13 protein-coding genes are annotated in these 17562 nt (G+C 70.1%); 10 read left to right on the forward strand and 3 right to left on the reverse strand.

Going from position 1 to position 17562, the window contains the following annotated elements; translation table 11 throughout:
• Positions 1 to 15: 15 nt before the first annotated feature.
• Positions 16 to 3561: a ThuA domain-containing protein gene (locus ACFY3L_RS50170; protein ID WP_389341529.1), complete on the reverse strand. Its 3546-nt coding sequence runs from the start codon at positions 3559 to 3561 to the stop codon at positions 16 to 18.
• Between the two features lie 588 nt (positions 3562 to 4149).
• Between ACFY3L_RS50170 and ACFY3L_RS50175 the strand changes: the two genes are divergently transcribed.
• On the forward strand, positions 4150 to 5346 hold the full coding sequence (locus ACFY3L_RS50175; protein ID WP_389341532.1) for an ABC transporter substrate-binding protein: 1197 nt from the start codon (positions 4150 to 4152) through the stop codon (positions 5344 to 5346).
• A gap of 9 nt (positions 5347 to 5355) precedes the next feature.
• On the opposite strand, the gene ACFY3L_RS50180 is transcribed toward ACFY3L_RS50175, so the two are convergent.
• Complete coding sequence (locus ACFY3L_RS50180) at positions 5356 to 6996, reverse strand: sigma-70 family RNA polymerase sigma factor (protein ID WP_389341535.1); 1641 nt, start codon at positions 6994 to 6996, stop codon at positions 5356 to 5358.
• Between the two features lie 535 nt (positions 6997 to 7531).
• Here ACFY3L_RS50180 and ACFY3L_RS50185 point away from each other — a divergent pair.
• The 5 genes from ACFY3L_RS50185 to ACFY3L_RS50205 are packed head-to-tail and all read left to right on the forward strand — an operon-like array spanning position 7532 to position 13154.
• Complete coding sequence (locus ACFY3L_RS50185; RefSeq protein ID WP_389341538.1) at positions 7532 to 9055, forward strand: sugar ABC transporter ATP-binding protein; 1524 nt, start codon at positions 7532 to 7534, stop codon at positions 9053 to 9055.
• Positions 9052 to 10077, forward strand: coding sequence for an ABC transporter permease (locus ACFY3L_RS50190; protein ID WP_389341541.1), 1026 nt, complete (start codon positions 9052 to 9054; stop codon positions 10075 to 10077). The genes ACFY3L_RS50185 and ACFY3L_RS50190 overlap by 4 nt, the downstream gene beginning before the upstream one ends.
• Complete coding sequence (locus ACFY3L_RS50195; protein ID WP_389341544.1) at positions 10074 to 11054, forward strand: ABC transporter permease; 981 nt, start codon at positions 10074 to 10076, stop codon at positions 11052 to 11054. The genes ACFY3L_RS50190 and ACFY3L_RS50195 overlap by 4 nt, the downstream gene beginning before the upstream one ends.
• 36 nt (positions 11055 to 11090) lie before the next feature.
• A complete protein-coding gene (locus ACFY3L_RS50200) occupies positions 11091 to 12287 on the forward strand; it encodes an ABC transporter substrate-binding protein (protein WP_389341547.1) in 1197 nt (398 codons plus the stop codon).
• 12 nt (positions 12288 to 12299) lie between these two features.
• On the forward strand, positions 12300 to 13154 hold the full coding sequence (locus tag ACFY3L_RS50205) for a sugar phosphate isomerase/epimerase family protein (RefSeq protein WP_389341550.1): 855 nt from the start codon (positions 12300 to 12302) through the stop codon (positions 13152 to 13154).
• A 2-nt stretch (positions 13155 to 13156) separates the two neighbouring features.
• Here ACFY3L_RS50205 and ACFY3L_RS50210 read toward each other — a convergent pair whose 3' ends face one another.
• Positions 13157 to 14422: a hypothetical protein gene (locus ACFY3L_RS50210; protein ID WP_389341553.1), complete on the reverse strand. Its 1266-nt coding sequence runs from the start codon at positions 14420 to 14422 to the stop codon at positions 13157 to 13159.
• Positions 14423 to 14538: 116 nt separating this feature from the next.
• Here ACFY3L_RS50210 and ACFY3L_RS50215 point away from each other — a divergent pair, with 116 nt between their 5' ends.
• The 4 genes from ACFY3L_RS50215 to ACFY3L_RS50230 all read left to right on the forward strand — a co-directional run bounded on the left by ACFY3L_RS50215 (position 14539) and on the right by ACFY3L_RS50230 (position 17543).
• Positions 14539 to 15021: a peroxiredoxin gene (locus ACFY3L_RS50215; RefSeq protein WP_389341556.1), complete on the forward strand. Its 483-nt coding sequence runs from the start codon at positions 14539 to 14541 to the stop codon at positions 15019 to 15021.
• Between the two features lie 250 nt (positions 15022 to 15271).
• On the forward strand, positions 15272 to 16399 hold the full coding sequence (chrA, locus tag ACFY3L_RS50220) for a chromate efflux transporter (protein ID WP_389341559.1): 1128 nt from the start codon (positions 15272 to 15274) through the stop codon (positions 16397 to 16399).
• A 14-nt stretch (positions 16400 to 16413) separates the two neighbouring features.
• On the forward strand, positions 16414 to 17157 hold the full coding sequence (locus tag ACFY3L_RS50225) for an ArsR family transcriptional regulator (protein ID WP_389341562.1): 744 nt from the start codon (positions 16414 to 16416) through the stop codon (positions 17155 to 17157).
• The gene (locus ACFY3L_RS50230; RefSeq protein ID WP_389341565.1) at positions 17157 to 17543 is read left to right on the forward strand and encodes a VOC family protein; all 387 of its coding nucleotides are present in this window, start codon (positions 17157 to 17159) and stop codon (positions 17541 to 17543) included. The genes ACFY3L_RS50225 and ACFY3L_RS50230 overlap by 1 nt, the downstream gene beginning before the upstream one ends.
• The last annotated feature ends 19 nt before the right edge of the window (positions 17544 to 17562 follow it).

The following is a 17562-nucleotide window of genomic DNA, read 5'->3' on the forward strand; positions in this document are numbered from 1 at the left end:
GCCGGAATCAGAGGGTCAGGCCAGGGTGAACCGCCACTGCTGGTTGGTGCCGCCGTGGCAGGTCCACTGGAGCAGGCGGGCGCCGTCGGCGGTGGAGCCGCCGTTGACGTCCACACACAGTCCACTTTGGACGTTCTTCACCGTGTACACGCCGGAGGTGCCGGTCGGGGTCACGACGAACTTCTGGTTGTTGCCGTTGTTGCAGGTGAACTGCTGCAGGAAGGCGCCGGTGGCGGTGGAGCCCCCGACGATGTCGAGGCACTTGCCGCTGTGCACCGCCTTGAGGTAGACGGCGCCGCCGCCGGCGTCGACCGCCTGCCACTTCTGGTTGTTTCCGCCGGTCGGGGCCCACTGGATGATCTGGGCCTCGTCGGCGGTGGACACGCCGTTGACGTCGACGTTCTTGCCGCTGTGCTGGGCCGTCATCGTCCACGTCTTCCCGGCCACGCCGCCGGTGTTAGGGGTGCCGACGCCGGCGCCGCCGAAGGTGAAGGAGTCGAGGTCGAAGCCGTTGTTGGCGCTGTTCTTGAACACCATGTAGAGCGTGTGGGTGCCGGACAGCGCGGCGGTGTTGACCGTCGCGGTGTTGGCGTAGTTGTCCCACCCGCCGGTGTTCGGGATCGCCGTCGTCGCCAGCAGGGTGCCGGTCGGCGAGTCGGCGCGCAGCTCGATGGAGCCGCCGCCGGTCGGCGAGGAGACCCGGTAGGTGACGTTGGTGATGCCCTGCAGGCTCATCGGGTTGAACGAGATCCAGTCGTTGTTGGAGATGTCGCCGATGCGCTTCGTGCTCTCCGCGCCGGCCTGGTCGATGACCCGGATGCCGGACTGTGCGGTGAAGTACTCCGCCTGCTTGTGCTTCGGCTGCAGGATGGCCTGGCCGTAGCCGGTCAGCGGGGCCGCGCCGCCCGCGCCGCCGTTGTCGGTGTACTTGGCGATGAGGGCGTAGAACAGGTTCGCGCCGTCGGGGTGCCCGCCGAGCAGGTCGGTGGAGATGGTCCCGGAGCAGCCCGGGTACTCGGTGGTCTCGTGCAGGTGGTCGTCGTGGCCGAGGGCCGGGTTGACGTACACCTTGGAGCAGTCGACCGTGCCGCCGTCGGGGTCGGTGACCGTGACGGTGTAGGCCACCTGGTCGCCGAAGTTGAGCATGCCGCCGTTCACCGGGGTGCTGACCGTGACGGTCGGCGCGGAGTTGCCGACGGTGATCTGCACGTTGGCGAAGCCGGTCTTGCCCGTGTTGTCGGTGACCTTCAGCTGCGCGGTGTAGTTGCCGTTGGCGGTGTACGTCTTGGCGGGGTTGGCCGCCGTCGACGTGGTGCCGTCACCGAACGTCCACAGGTAGCTGATCGTGTTGCCCGGGTCCGGGTCCATCGAGCCGGCGCTGGAGAACTGCACGCTCAGCGGGGCGCTGCCGTTGGTCACGTTGGCGGAGGCCTTGGCGATCGGCGACCGTCCACCTTGGACGTAGTCGATGCGGTACAGGCCGGAGTCGTTGTTGCCGCCGCCGAAGTTGGAGCCCCACTCCAGCAGGTACAGCGAGCCGTCGGGGCCGAACTCCATGTCCATCGGCTTGTTGAAGTTGCCGCCGGGCAGGAACGTGTTGGTCCGCGTGACGGCGGTGTTGCCGTCGAAGTGGACCTCCTTGACGAAGTTGCGGGCCCACTCGTAGAAGAAGTGGACGCCGTCGTAGTACTGCGGGAACTTCGTCGTGGACGGGTTCGAGGCGTTGTACCGGTAGACCGGTCCGCCCATCGGCGCCGAGCCGCCGGCGCCGAGCTCCGGGAAGTTCGTCGAGGCCGGGTAGCCGTACCACATGTTCGGCGCGACGATCGGCTTCAGGTTGACCAGGCCGGTGTTGTTGGGCGAGTTGTTGACCGGCGCGGCGCAGTTGGACTTCGCGCCGACGACGCCGGTGTCGGGGTTGTACGGCGCGTAGGGCTGGTTGTCACCGTGGCAGAACGGCCAGCCGTAGTTGCCGGCCGTCTTGATGACGTTGAGCTCGACCAGGCCTTCCGGGCCGCGGTTGGTGGTGGGCGGGTTGCGGTCGGGGCCGTAGTCGGCCAGGTAGACCCAGCCGTTGGCCGGGTCGATCGAGAACCGGAACGGGTTGCGGAAGCCCATCGCGTAGACCTCGGCCCGCGTCTGGGCGGTGCCCTGCGGGTAGAGGTTGCCCGACGGGATGGTGTAGCCGCCGGACGCCGCGGGGCGGATGCGCAGCAGCTTGCCGCGCAGGTCGTTGGTGTTGCCGGCGGTGCGGGCCGCGTCCAGGTTGGCCTTGCCGGCCCGCCAGTCCAGCGGGGCGTAGCCCTGCCAGTTGGGGTCCAGGTTCGGCGGGGTGTCGTCGCCGGTGCCGATGTACAGGTTCCCGTCGGGGCCGAAGGCGATGTAGCCGCCGGTGTGGCCGGGCTCGGGGAACGTGCGGTCCCGGTAGGCCGGGATGTCGATGATCGTGACGCCGCTGGACATGTTCAGGGTGTCGCCGCTCAGCGTGTACCGCGAGACCCGGTTGATGTCCGTCGTGCTGCTGGCCGGCGAGTGGTACAGGTACACGTAGCCGTTGCTGGCGAAGTTCGGGTCCAGCGCCAGGCCGGTGAGGCCGTCCTCGCCGCCGGTGTAGACGCTCAGCGTGCCGGCCGTGACGGTGGTGTTGGTGCTGGGCTTGAAGATCTTCACCTGCCCGGCGCGCTGGATGTAGAGCACCCGCCCGTCCGGCGCGACGGCGAGGGCCATCGGGTCGGCGGTGTTGTCGTCGAGGGTGCGCTTCTCGAAGTTGCCCCAGACGGTGCCGCCGCAGTCGCCGGCCAGGTTCCCTGCCGCCCACCGGATCCCGCCCAGGACGTGGTTGCGGAAGAACGTCTCGCTGTAGGACTCGATCGCGTGGCCCATGGCGGTGGCCCACACCCGTCCGCCGCTGGTGTTGCGGCACCAGGAGATCGGGTGGTCGCTGCCCATGGCGCGCGGCCCGGGGTTGTACGTGCGCTCGTCGGCGGTGACGAGCACGTGCACGTCGCCGCGCGGGTTCTTGTCGAAGTTGTACCACTCCTCGCTGCGGTTCCACCGGTCCGGCAGGCCGACCGTGGAGGGGTGGAACTTGTCGGCGACGATGGCCTGGCCGGCCAGCACGCCGGGGGAGTGCTCGGGCATGTGGGCGCCCGCGTTGACCGTCTGGTCCCACCACGGGTACTCGGTGTCGATGCCCATGTCGGTGGCGTTGTGGACCGCGACGATGCCCTTGCCGCTGGCCAGGAAGCCTTCCACGGCTGAGCGCTGGGCGGCGGTCGTGAAGACCATGCCCGAGGTCTGCAGCATGACGAGGACGTCGAAGGTGGCGAGGTTGGCCGGGGTGAAGACGGCCGAGTCCTCGCTGAACACCGCCTCGAAGTTGTTGGCAGCGGCCTGCTGCTGGACCATCTGGATCGCGGCGGGGATCGAGTCATGCCGATACCCGACGGTCTTGGTGAACACCAGCGCGCGGAAGGCGGGCGCCGCCGCCGCGGGCTGGACGAGCGCCATCGACAGCAGCATGCCGACGATGGTGCCCAGGATCAACGTGCTTCTTCGCATGCCGTTTCCTCTCGGCGGGACAACGCGATGCGGGCCATGGGCGCACGACAGCACCCCGTGGACAGGGTTGCGTGGCGCGTGAGTGATCCGGTCGATTCGACTGCCGTCCGCCGCGACGGACAGTGACATCGACTGGATGGAGACGCGCTAGCTGCCGTGACGAAGAGTCACATCGATGGGCTCTTCTGTCATGGCTCGCGGCGCCAAGCCTGCTCCGGCGGGCCTTTTGAAGTCAATACGGACAACAAGTGGGCAGCTCATAACGCTTTTTTGCGGCTCAGTTCTGCGCCCGGAGAGCACGGTTTCGTAGCTGTTTCGTCTTGATCGGGTTACGTCATTGCCAGCCGACGTTCGGACCTTTAACGTGACTGACACAATCTTTTGTCTCATCCAGCAGAAGTGCTGCACCGGCGACCGGAAGATCTAGCGATGTGAAGTCCGTTGCCTACGTTGAGTGCTGCTCGGTTTGTGATCGTCGGCGCGATCACGCCCGGAGGTGACACACCGTCAGCAGAATTTGCCGTGGCATCGAGCTCCATGCTCACCCTCCGAAGGGTTGTCGAGGCACCTCATTCAATAGGAGTACACGTGAGACGATCCACGTCCGTCGTTGCGGCGATGAGTGCCGCGTTGCTGATCTTGTCCGGTTGTGCCACTGACGAGCCGGCCACGACCGCCTCCGGCGCCGCGTCGTCGACCGCGGCCGCCGGGTCCGGTACGGGTGAGCAGTCGAAGTTCTTCGTCCAGGCCGATTACGACAACGAGCTGTCGTTGTTGCAGGCGACCGCGACGGGTCCTGCGGAGAAGCCGTGGGAGCAGGTGCTGAACCCGAAGCTGGTGGATACGGCGAAGTTCAAGAAGGCCGGTCCGTACAAGGTGTGTTTCTCCAACGCCGCGTTGAACAATCCGTGGCGGCAGGTCGGGTTCAAGGTGATGCAGGCCGAGGTCGAGGCGCAGAAGAGCCTGATCAAGGAGTTCGTGCACGTCGACGCGGAGGGCAAGGACAGCAAGCAGATCGCTGATATCAACGACCTGCTCGGCAAGGGCTGTGACGCGCTGATCGTGTCGCCGAACACCACCGCGACGCTGACCCCGGCGGTTGAGGCCGCGTGCGCCAAGGGTCTGCCGGTGATCGTGTTCGACCGTGGTGTGGACACCAAGTGCCCGGTGACGTTCATCAACCCGATCGGTGGCTACGGGTTCGGTCACGTGGGTGCGTCGTTCCTGTCGGAGAAGGTCAAGCCCGGCGGGAAGGTCCTGGCGCTGCGGATCCTGCCCGGCGTCGATGTGCTGGAGACGCGTTGGTCGGCGGCGAAGGTGCAGTTCGACAAGGCGAAGGTGAACGTCGTCGGTGTCGAGTTCACCGACGGTGACCCGGCGAAGACGAAGAAGATCGTCAACGACTACATCCAGCGGTACGGCACGATCGACGGTATCTGGATGGACGCCGGCGCGACCGCGGTCGCCGCGGTGGAGGCGTTCCAGGATGCGGGCAAGCCGGTCCCGCCGATCAACGGCGAGGACCAGCTGGACTTCCTGAAGCTGTGGAAGGACAAGAAGCTGACCGCGATCGCGCCGACCTACCCGACCTACCAGTGGCGCACCCCGATCATCGCCGCACTGAAGATCCTCAACGGTGAGCAGGTCTCCAGCCCGTGGAAGCTGCCACAGCCGACCATCACACAGGACAACCTCGACAAGTACGTCGACGCCAACATGCCCCCGCTGCACTACGCCATGTGCGGCTGCACCGACCTGCCCGGCTACCCCCAACGCTGGAAGTAAGGACGCCGATCAGACCTGCGTGAACCGCCACTGCTGGTTGGTGGTGCCCTGGCAGGTCCATTGGACCAGCCGCGTGCCGTCGGTCGCCGCGTTGCCGAAGACGTCGACACACAGTCCACTCAGGACGTTTCTGATGACGTAGACACCCGCGGCCGCCGTCGGGGTCGGCGCCGGCGTTGCGGCAGGTACCGGTGTGATGGTGAACCTCTGGTTGTCGTCGTTGTTGCACCGGTACTGCTGCAGGTACGCCCCTGCGGTGGTGGAGCGGGCGTCGACGTCCAGGCACTTGCCGGAGTGGACGGCTTTGAGAGTGACGGCGCCACCGCCGGCGTCGATGACCTGCCACTGCTGGTTGTCGGCGCCGGTCCCGGGCCATTGGATGACCGGGGTTCGATCGGCGTCCGAGTGCGCCTCGACGTCCATGAGCTTGCCGCTGTGCTCCGCGGTCAGCGTCCACGTCCGCCCGGTGACCGGCGTGGTGCCCGAAGGGCTCGGTCCCGGTGTCGAGGATGCGGTGGGCCCGCGGGTGACCGCCGCCGGTCCTTTGGTTGTGGATCCGGCGGTGACCGGTGGTCGCGGCGGTGTCGGCGGTGGCGCCGCGACGCGGGTGGGCGCGGGTTCCGCCGGCGGCGTGGACACCGCGATCGGCGTGACGACGACACCGGCCACGATGACCGTGCCCGCGACGAGGGAGACGATGGGATGTGCCGCTACGGCAGCCGCGAGCTTGCCGGTCAGCGACAACTGCACGGTGCCGGAGGCGGCCTGCGAGAAAGCGGCCCCCGACAGGAAGCCTTTGGCCATGAGGGCGGCGATGAGCGTGGCCGGAACGGGGAGCACGGCGAGCGCCGTGATGATCTTGTCGATCCTGATCAGGTCTGCCGTGGTCGCGGTGCAGGCGGCGCAGTCGCGGATGTGCCGGGCGATCCGTTTGCGCCAGACGGTCGACGGCTGCCCGTCCCATCCGGACACGACGGTGTCCAGGCCGGCGCAGCGAGGCTCGGCGGCGAGGGCGCTGACGATCGCCCGGCATCGCTCCAGCTGCTCGCGCATCCGCTGCAGACGGACACCGGCGTGCGCGACGTTCACCCCCATGGCTTCGGCCACCTCGGCGCGGCTCATGAGCTCCGCCGTCTCCTGCCACCACAGCGACAGCAGTGTCCGGTCGTCCGGATCCAGCCATCGGCTCGCCTCGGCCAACCGGCGTCGCTGCTCCGCGAGCTGCATGTGCAGCACTGTCGTGTGCTCGACGTCCGCCGCGCTGTCCGCGACGTCGGCCGCCTCCTCGATCACCGTGGTCCGTGCTGCCGCGGACTGCCAGCGGTCCCTGTGCCTGCCGATCTGATGCATCGCCACAGCGGCCAGCCATGGCCGGAAGCTCTCAGGACTGCGCAGGCCCGGCAGGTCTCGCAGCACCAGCAACAATGTCTCCTGCACGACATCGTCCACGTCGGCGGGCCTGCCCACGGCCCGGCCGACGATGTTGTACAGCAGCGGCAGGCACGCCGAGATCAACTCGTCACGCGCATCCCTGCTGCCGGCCTGCGCGGCGATGACCAGCGGCGCATAGTCACCCCGGAAGGTCAGGGGCGGTACAGATGGCGGCTTCCGCAGCCGGGGTGCCGGTCCGCCGTGCATATCAGGTCCCACAATCGCTGTCATGAATGCGCAGGTCGTTCATCGGCCCATCACAGTGGCGACGGAAGGCGATGGTGTCAAGATCCCACCGCAGCGCGGTCCATTGCGCGGATGGACATAACAATTTTTCCGGGAGCGATTCGGCGACGTCTCGCCCGCCGCGACGGACAGTCACACTCAGGGTTCCCGAGCAGTGCCTGCGACGCCCAGCGTCTTGGGGCCATCCTGGGAAGTCAATATTTTGGCGGGTATGAGCAGGTCGGCGGCGCTTTCCGGCCCGCTCGGTCGGTAGAGCGCTCTCACTGGCATCGTCCGTTCGCCCGGTCGAACTCGGTCGATCGGTGGAGGTCGGGCAACGGCTTTGTTTCGGTGACGTTGCGCCGTTGCGGCCGAACATCGAAACATTTACTCTGATCTCCGCGACCTTTAGTCGAAACAAGCAAAAGTTCCGGACTTCAATGGCGAAAGTCCCCACGCTACGTGCTCCACCGATGCTCGAACGCAATCACGGCCGTCTTCGATGGTTACGGTCGGTTAGGGGTTTGGGATGTCTGAAACGCCCCCGCTGCTACGGCTCGGTGGGATCGGCAAGTCCTTCCTCGGCGTCCGCGTGCTGTCCGATGTGGACATCGACGTGCGCGCGGGCGAGGTGCACGCCGTCGTCGGCGAGAACGGTGCCGGCAAGTCGACCCTCATGAAAATCATCTCCGGGGTGTACACCCCCGACACCGGCACGATCGAGCTCGACGGCCGCGCCGTGAGCTTCAAGGGCCCGCGCGACGCGCAGGCCGCCGGCATCGGGATCATCCACCAGGAGTTCAACCTGCTGCCCGAGCGCACCGTCGCCGAGAACGTGTTCCTCGGCCACGAGCCGGTCCGCCGTGCTGGTCTGCTCGGCCTGGTCGACCGCAAGGCCATGCACGCGCGCACCGCGGAGCTGCTCGCCGCCGCCGGCGAGACGTCCTTCGACCCGGGTGTGAAGGTCGGCCGGCTCGGCGTCGCCCAGCAGCAGGTCGTCGAGATCGTCAAGGCGCTCGCGCTCGACGCCCGCCTGCTCATCATGGACGAGCCGACCGCCGCCCTCGCCGACCACGAGGTCGAGCTGCTCTACGCCCTCGTCCGCCGGCTGCAGGAGCGCGGCATCGGCCTGCTGTACGTGTCGCACCGCCTCACCGAGGTCTTCGACCTGTCCGACCGGATCACCGTGCTCAAGGACGGCCGCCGGGTCACCACGCTCGCCACCCGCGACACGACCGGCGACCAGCTCGTCAAGCACATGGTCGGCCGGGACCTGGCCAGCTACTACCCGCCGCGGGCGGAGCCCGGCGACATCGGCGCGGCCCGCCTGTCCGTCCACAGTGGAGCGAACCACAAGCTGCGCGGCGTCGACGTGACGCTGCGCGCCGGGGAGATCCTCGGCATCGGCGGCCTGCAGGGCTCCGGCCGCTCCGCGCTCGCCCGGGCGATCTTCGGCGCCGACCCCTTCACCGCCGGCACCGTCGAGCTCGACGGCGCGCGGGTGCAGCTGCGCTCACCCCGCGCGGCGATCCGGGCCGGCATCGCGTACGTCACCGAGGACCGCAAGGGCGAAGGCATCGTCGCCGGCCAGTCGGTCCTCGACAACGCCCTGCTCGCCGGCCGCGCCGTCTTCCCCGGCTGGCGCGGCCGGACCGACCGCACCGTCAAGGTGCGCGACCTGCTCGCCGCGGTCGAGGTGCACGCCGCCGGCGAGGATCAGGAGATCCGGTTCCTGTCCGGCGGCAACCAGCAGAAGGTCGTCCTCGCCCGCTGGCTCGCGCTCGGCCCGAAGGTCCTGCTCTTCGACGAGCCGACCCGCGGCATCGACGTCGGCGCCAAGTCCGCGATCCACGACCTCGTCCGCAAGCTGGCCCGCGAGGGCGCCGCGGTGCTGATGATCTCCTCCGAGCTGCCCGAGCTGCTCGGCATGAGCGACCGGATCGTCGTCATGCGCGACGGTGCCGTCGCCGGGGAGCTGCCCGCCGGCGCCAGCGAAGAGGACGTCGTCGGGCTCGCGACCGGCGCCGTGACCGTCGAAGAGGTGAAGGCATGACCATGGCGCCGCCCGTACCGGCGAAGACGACCGCGATCAGACTCAGGGCATCGGCCGCCGGTCCCGCCCGCGGGGTCTACATCGCCCTTGCGCTGACCCTGGTGATCGGCTGGATCGTCGTGGCGATCGACGGCGGGTCGCTGTTCAACCAGTCCACCGTCGTCAGCCTGCTGCACGTCGCGACCGGGCTGGGGCTCGTCGCCGTCGGGCAGACCCTGGTGATCCTCGCCGGCTCGCTCGACCTGTCCGTCGCGTACGTGATCAGCATCAGCACCCTCGTCGCGGCCGAGACGATGGCGGGAAGCGACGGCAACATCCTGCCGGCGCTCGGCCTCGTGCTTCTCGTCGCCGCCGCCATCGGGCTGCTCAACGGGCTGCTGGTGACGAAGCTGCGGATCAACGCGTTCATCGCCACCGTCGGCGTCGGGCTGCTGCTCAAGGGGTACCTCGACAACGGCTACGACGGCCCGGCGGGCAAGACCGCGCCCGCGTTCGTGCAGAGCCTCGGCTACCAGCGGATCGGGCCCGTGCCGGTCGCGTTCCTGCTGCTGCTCGCCGTCGCGGTCGCGGCCTGGTTCGCGGTGCGCAACACCCGCTTCGGCCACCACCTCATCGCCGTCGGCGGAGACCCCGACGTGGCCCGGCTCTCCGGCGTCCGCAACGACCGCATCCTCATCGTCGCCCACGTGCTGTGCGCGCTGTGCTCCGGCCTCGCCGGCATCTACCTCGCCAGCCGGCTCGGCTCCGGCGCGCCCCGCGTCGGCGTCGAGGGCCTGTACGACCTGGAGTCGATCGCCGCCGTCGTGCTCGGCGGCACCGCCCTCGCCGGTGGCCGCGGCGGGGTCCTCGGCACGGTCGGCGGCGTGCTGCTGCTGGCCAGCATCGACAGCATCTTCAACCAGCTCGAGGTCGACGCGTTCTTCAAGCAGGTCATCCGCGGCGTGATCATCATCGCGGCGGTGGCCGTCTACGCCCGGCGGATGCACCGCCGCCGCACGACGTCCCGGAAGGCGGCAGCATGACGGCCACCGTTGTCGAGACCAGCCCGCGTCGGTGGGCCGATCTCACCAAGCCCGGCGGGATCGCGCCGATCGTCGGGATCCTCGCGATCCTGCTGGTGCTGGTCGCCATCCGGCAGCCCGACTTCTTCGCCCCGGCGTCGCTGCTGTCGTTCGTCGGCCGGTCCGCGCCCATCATCCTGCTGGCCGCGGGGCAGTACTTCGTCATCGTCTCCGGCGAGTTCGACCTCTCCGTCGGCTCGCTCGTCACCGCCCAGGTCGTCGTCGCGGCCCGGCTCATCGACAGCGACCCCTCCCGGACCTGGCCGGTGGTGCTCGTCGTGCTCGCCTTCGGCGTCGTGGTCGGGCTCGTCAACGGCCTCGTCACCACCCTGCTGAAGGTGCCGTCGTTCATCACCACCCTCGGCATGTACCTGATCCTCGTCGGCGCCGTCTACCTGTGGTCCGACGGCGCGCCCAAGGGCGGCCTGTCCGAGGAGTTCCGCCGCTTCGGCCGGCGCGCCTTCGAGGACGTGCCGCTGCTCGGCCGGGTGCCCTACGCGCTGCTCGTCCTCCTCGGCGTCGCCGCCGTCGCGGTCGTCGTCACCCGCTCCGACTTCGGCCGCACGCTCGTCGCCGTCGGCGGCAACCCGCGGACCGCCGAGCTGACCGGCGTGCGGGTGTGGCGCACCAAGACGATCGCGTTCGTGCTCAGCGGCGTCTTCGCCACCGTCGCCGCGATCCTGCTCGGCGGCTACAGCGGCGTGTCGTTCCAGGCCGGCGCCGGCCTCGAGTTCGGCGCCATCACCGCCGTCGTCCTCGGCGGGGTCGTCCTCGGCGGCGGCCGCGGTGCCGTCGCCGGCGCCATGCTCGGCGCGCTCACCCTCGAGACGCTGTTCGCCCTCCTCAACTTCTACGGCGTCTCCGGCGCCCTCAGGTCAACCGTCCAGGGCCTGATCATCCTCATCGCGGTCGCGGTCGGATCACTGCGCCGCCGCTGAGGCACACACCCCACACCCCATCCCATAGGAGTACACGTGAGACGAACGACGTCCGTCGTTGCGGCGATGAGTGCCGCGTTGCTGATCTTGTCCGGTTGTGCCACTGACGAGCCGGCCACGACCGCCTCCGGCGCCGCGTCGTCGACCGCGGCCGCCGGGTCCGGTACGGGTGAGCAGTCGAAGTTCTTCGTCCAGGCCGATTACGACAACGAGCTGTCGTTGTTGCAGGCGACCGCGACGGGTCCTGCGGAGAAGCCGTGGGAGCAGGTGCTGAACCCGAAGCTGGTGGATACGGCGAAGTTCAAGAAGGCCGGTCCGTACAAGGTGTGTTTCTCCAACGCCGCGTTGAACAATCCGTGGCGGCAGGTCGGGTTCAAGGTGATGCAGGCCGAGGTCGAGGCGCAGAAGAGCCTGATCAAGGAGTTCGTGCACGTCGACGCGGAGGGCAAGGACAGCAAGCAGATCGCTGATATCAACGACCTGCTCGGCAAGGGCTGTGACGCGCTGATCGTGTCGCCGAACACCACCGCGACGCTGACCCCGGCGGTTGAGGCCGCGTGCGCCAAGGGTCTGCCGGTGATCGTGTTCGACCGTGGTGTGGACACCAAGTGCCCGGTGACGTTCATCAACCCGATCGGTGGCTACGGGTTCGGTCACGTGGGTGCGTCGTTCCTGTCGGAGAAGGTCAAGCCCGGCGGGAAGGTCCTGGCGCTGCGGATCCTGCCCGGCGTCGATGTGCTGGAGACGCGTTGGTCGGCGGCGAAGGTGCAGTTCGACAAGGCGAAGGTGAACGTCGTCGGTGTCGAGTTCACCGACGGTGACCCGGCGAAGACGAAGAAGATCGTCAACGACTACATCCAGCGGTACGGCACGATCGACGGTATCTGGATGGACGCCGGCGCGACCGCGGTCGCCGCGGTGGAGGCGTTCCAGGATGCGGGCAAGCCGGTCCCGCCGATCAACGGCGAGGACCAGCTGGACTTCCTGAAGCTGTGGAAGGACAAGAAGCTGACCGCGATCGCGCCGACCTACCCGACCTACCAGTGGCGCACCCCGATCATCGCCGCACTGAAGATCCTCAACGGTGAGCAGGTCTCCAGCCCGTGGAAGCTGCCACAGCCGACCATCACACAGGACAACCTCGACAAGTACGTCGACGCCAACATGCCCCCGCTGCACTACGCCATGTGCGGCTGCACCGACCTGCCCGGCTACCCCCAACGCTGGAAGTAGGAGGAACCGCTCGTGCGCGCCATCGGTGCCAATCCCTGGATCTGGTCCTCGCCCGTCGACGACGCCGCCCTCGCGACGCTCGTGCCACGCCTCGCCGAGTGGGGCTTCGACGCGGTGGAGCTGCCGATCGAGCAGGTCGGTGACTGGGACCCGGCGCGCACGAGCGACCTCCTCGCCGCGCACGGCCTGCGCGCCGCCGGGGTCTGCGCGGTCACGCCGCCGGGCCGCGACCTGGTCCGCACCGACGACGCCACCGTCGCGTCGACCCGGGCCTACCTACGGGCCTGCGTCGACGCGGCGGCGGCCGTCGGCGCGCCCTGCGTCGGCGGGCCCGTCTACGCCGCGGTCGGCCGCACCTGGCGGATGACCCCGTCGGAGCGGCAGGCGTGCTACCGGGACTTCCGGGCGGGCCTCGCGCCCGTCGCCGACCACGCCGGGGAGCGCGGTGTCACCATCGGCGTCGAGGCCCTGAACCGCTACGAGACGAGCGTCGTCAACACGATGGAGCAGACCGTCGAGCTCATCGAAGGCCTGCCGGACAACGTGGGGATCATGCTCGACACGTACCACATGAACATCGAAGAACGTGATCCCTATGCGGCCGTGGCGGTCGCCGGCCCGCACATCAAGCACGTCCAGGTCAGCGGCACCGACCGGGGCGCACCGGGCAGCGACCACCTCGACTGGCCGCGCTTCCTGGCGGCCCTGGACAAGACCGGCTACGCGGGCGCGCTGTGCATCGAGTCGTTCACCGCGCAGAACGCGACGATCGCGACCGCCGCGTCGATCTGGCGCCCCCTCGCCGAGACCCAGGACCGCCTGGCGCTCGACGGCCTGTCGTATCTGCGGGGCGTGCTGGCCGGGTAGCCTCAGTTCGCCGCGGCGCGGACGGCGGCGGTGGCGTCGGCGGAGATGCTCTTCCACGGGACGCCGAACACCGACTGGGCGGCGGTGTCGACGGGGCGGCGCTTGCGGACGACCTCGGTGAAGAAGGCCAGCATCTTCGCCTCGCCGTAGTGCTGGGCGAGGTAGGTGACGGCGAGCAGGGCGATGCCGTAGCAGGCGGCGGTCTCCTCGAACGTGGCGTCCGCCGGCGGGCCGGTGAGGGTGACCGAGCCGTCCCACCTGCCGGCCGCCACGTACGACCGGACCGACGGCAGCTCGTTGCGCAGCTCGCCGCCGGAGCCGTTGGCGATGTACGTGGCGATGCCCTCGGTCAGCCACCAGGCGGCGGCCGGCGGTGCGACGCCGCCGAGGGTCACCACGTGGGCGAACTCGTGGGTGATCAGGGTGGGCAGCCACGAGTCCGTCAACGTGCCGTGGTCGACGACGACGTCGGACGCACCCGGCTGCAGCGGGATCGTGTACGCGGCGGCGTTGGCGGAACCGCCCGCGTACCAGCCCTTCCACTGCTCCTCGCCCGCGACGTAGACGAAGTACCGCCGTGGCGGGCCGTCGAACGAGGCGGCGAAGCGGTCGTCGGTGCCGGTGGCCGCCTCCGCCGCCCGCAGCACCCGGTCCAGCACCGCCGGGGTGACCCGGGGGTCGTCGGCCGGCCCGGCGACGGTGACCCGGCTGCCCTCCTTGACGGTCAGCGCGGTCGCGTCCCAGGGGCGGCGGGTCTGCTCGTACCCGGCGAGCCGCAGCCGGCCGTGCACCACCGACCACTTCGTGCTGACGCGCAGCTGCACGGGCGTGCAGTCGTCGTCGGCGAAGCAGTAGCCGACGTCGACCGGCACCCGCCACGCGTCGTTGACCTGGGACGGCAGGTCGGCGGTGGCCATCGTCCAGCGCCGCACGCGCAGCGCGGTGAGCGAGTCGAACCGCCGGCCGGCCTGCTCCCGCAGCGGCGCGTCGTCGGCGGGGATCGCCTGCAGGTAGCCGTCGCGGTCGCCGCGCAGCAGCGCCGCCGACTGCCGGGCCAGGACGTCCTGGATCGCGAACAGTGGGTTCTCGTCGGGCCGGACGATCGGCCCGGTGAGGGCGATGCCGGCACCGTACGCTGTGGGTGTCGGCGGCACCAGCAGCGTGACGAGCACGGCGAGCGCGGTCACGGCGGCGGCCGACAGGACGGCCAGCGCGCCGTGGCGCGGGTCGGGCCGCCGTGTCCATCGCATCCACTGGGTTCGGGTCACGTCGGGACCGTAGACGCGCGGCGGCAGCCCGCCGGGCCGCCGCCCCGGGTCTGGCATCTTTCCGGGAGCCGCCGGGTTGCGCCCGCCCGGCGCGGCGAACAGGATGAGCGCGGATCTTGACTGAGGAGATGGTCGGCATGAACGTCGGGGACGTCGTCGAGGACTTCGAGCTGGCGGACGAGCAGGGGGTGACCCGGTCACTCACCGGGCTGCTCGCGGACGGGCCGGTGGTGCTGTTCTTCTACCCGGCGGCGCTGACCGCCGGCTGCACCGCCGAGGCGTGCCACTTCCGCGACGTGCGCGCCGAGCTCAAGGCGGTCGGCGGGCAGCCGGTCGGGATCAGCGGCGACGAGGTCGAGCGGCAGGCGGAGTTCGCGAGGAAGCACAGCCTCGGCTACCCGCTGCTGTCCGACAAGGACGGCGTCGTGCGCGGCCTGTTCGGCGTCGGGCGCGGGCCGCTCGGCCTCACGGCGACGAAGCGCATCACGTTCGTCATCGACATCGACCGCAGGATCCTCGAGGTCATCAAGAGCGAGATCCGGATGGACGTGCACGCCGACAAGGCCGTCGCCGCGCTGCGCAAGCGGCAGGCCGCGTAGCCGGCGACACCGTCCGGGGCCGTTGTCGCGGTGGCCGCCGCGGAGGAACTGTCATCCGGCGGGCCGGATTCCGGTCTGTTGCGCGCGAAGGGGGCACCCACGGGTGCCCGTGACGTCGCGCGACAGTGCGGGAGCAGGCAGTGGACGCACCGGAACGACGAAACGACGACCTCGCTGCCGGTGCGGCCGGCCGGCCGTGCGGGAGCATCGCCGCAAGTACATCAAACTGAACTGGTGTATGGTGCTCGGCGTGGAGCCTCAGGTCGGACTGCTCACCGTGCTCAAGGAGTGGGGACGGATCGGCTGCATCGGCTTCGGCGGCCCGCCGGTGCACATCGCGCTGCTGCGGCAGCTGTGCGTCGACCGCCGCCGGTGGCTGGACGAGACCGAGTTCGAGGACGCGGTCGCGGCCTGCAACCTGCTGCCCGGCCCGGCCTCGACCCAGCTCGCCATCTTCTGCGCCTGGCGGGTCCGCGGGCGGGTCGGCGCGCTCGTCGGCGGTGCCGCGTTCATCCTACCGGGCCTCGTCCTGATCCTCGCCCTGTCCGTGCTGTTCCTGGCCGGGTCGCCGCCGCTGTGGGTGCGCGGCGCCGGTGCCGGCGCGGGCGCGGCCGTCGCGGCGGTCGCCGTGCAGGCCGGCTGGAGCCTCGTCCCGGCGAGCCGCCAGCGGGCCTGGCGGTCGGGCAGCAAGGTGCGCTGGGTGCTGTATGTCGTCGCCGGGATCACGGCCGCGGCGACCCTCGGCCCGTGGCTGGTCCTCGTCCTGCTCGGCTGCGGCGTGCTCGAGGCCGCGCTCACCGTCGCCGGCACCCGGCGCACTCCCGGCCTGCCGCTGCTCGCCGCGGCCGGCGCGGGCGGGGGAGTGCTGCTGCCGCTCGCCTGGGTGGCCCTGAAGGTCGGCGCGCTGTCGTACGGTGGCGGCTTCGTCATCATCCCGCTGATGCGGGCCGACGCCGTCGACAATCATCACTGGATGACGGACGCGCAGTTCCTCAACGCGGTCGCGCTCGGGCAGATCACGCCGGGCCCGGTCGTGCACACCGTCGCGGTGGTCGGCTACGCCGCCGCGGGCATCGGCGGCGGCCTGCTCGCCTCGGCCGTGGCGTTCGGCCCGTCGTTCGCGTTCATCCTGCTCGGCGCGCACCGCTTCGACCGCCTGCGCGGCGACGCGCGGGTCAGGGCGTTCCTCGACGGGGCCGGCCCCGCCGCCATCGGCGCGATCCTCGGCTCCGCGATCCTGCTCGCCGCCGCGCTGCGCGAGCCGTGGCAGTTCGCCGTCCTCGCCGGCGCCGCGATCCTGCTCCTGCCCCTGCGCCGCGGTGTCGTCCCCACCCTCCTCGCCGCCGCCGCGATCGGTGTAACCATCAGTTTGATTTGATGTATTCTGCGTTCGTGAAGTCTTCACCTCCGGGCGTGCTGCAGCTGGCCGGGCACCCGGTGCGGTGGCAGCTGCTGCGGGAGCTGTCGCGCAGCGACCGGCAGGTCCGCGAGCTGGCGGCGCTGATCGACCAGCGGCAGAGCCTGACCTCCTACCACCTGGCCCAGCTGCGCTCCGGCGGCCTCGTGCGGACCCGGCGCAGCTCCGCCGACAAGCGCGACACGTACTACAGCCTCGACCTGGTCGCATACCGCTCGCAGCTCGCCTCGGCCGGTCTCGCGCTGCACCCCGGCGTGCGCCTCACCCCCGCGGAGCCGCCGCCGTCCTTCCCCCGCGCTCCCGTGCGCGTGCTGTTCCTGTGCACGGGCAACAGCTCCCGCTCCCAGATGGCGGAGGCGCTGCTGGAGCGGCTGGGCGGCGGCAGGGTCCGGGCCGCCAGCGCCGGCAGCGACCCGAAGCCCGTCCACCCCGAGGCGGTCCGCGTCATGCGCGCCGCCGGCATCGACATCGCCGGCCGCCACCCGAAGCACCTGAGCGTCTTCGCGGAGGAGCCCTTCGACCACGTGATCAGCCTGTGCGACCGCGTCCGGGAGCTGCGCCCCGCGTTCGCCGGCACGCCCGCCCTCGCCCACTGGAGCCTGCCCGACCCGGCGACCTCGACCGAGCCGTCGCCGTTCACCCGCACCGCGGAAGACCTGACGACCCGCATCACGTTCCTGCTGCACGCCATCGACAGCACCCTCGAAAGGTCGCAGTGATGAGCCTCGAACTGACCGATCTGGTCCACGTCCGCTACCTGGTCGACGACGTCCCGGCCGCCGTCGCGTTCTACACCACCCACCTGGGCTTCACGGTCAGGACCGACGCCGCCCCGGCCTTCGCCGACGTGGTCCGCGGCCGGCTCCGCCTCCTGCTGAGCGGCCCGGCCAGCTCCGCCGGCCGCCCCATGCCCGACGGCGCGAAGCCCGGACCCGGCGGCTGGAACCGGATCCATCTCCTCGTCGACGACCTCCCCGCCGAGGTCGCCCGCCTGCGCGCCGCCGGCCTCACCTTCCGCAACGACATCGTGAGCGGCCCCGGCGGCCGGCAGATCCTCCTGCAGGACCCTTCCGGCAACGTGATCGAGCTGTTCCAGCCCGCCTGAGCCGCACGATCCTGCGCCA

This window comes from Dactylosporangium sp. NPDC000521 (assembly GCF_042898305.1).
Taxonomy (GTDB): Bacteria; Actinomycetota; Actinomycetes; order Mycobacteriales; family Micromonosporaceae; genus Dactylosporangium.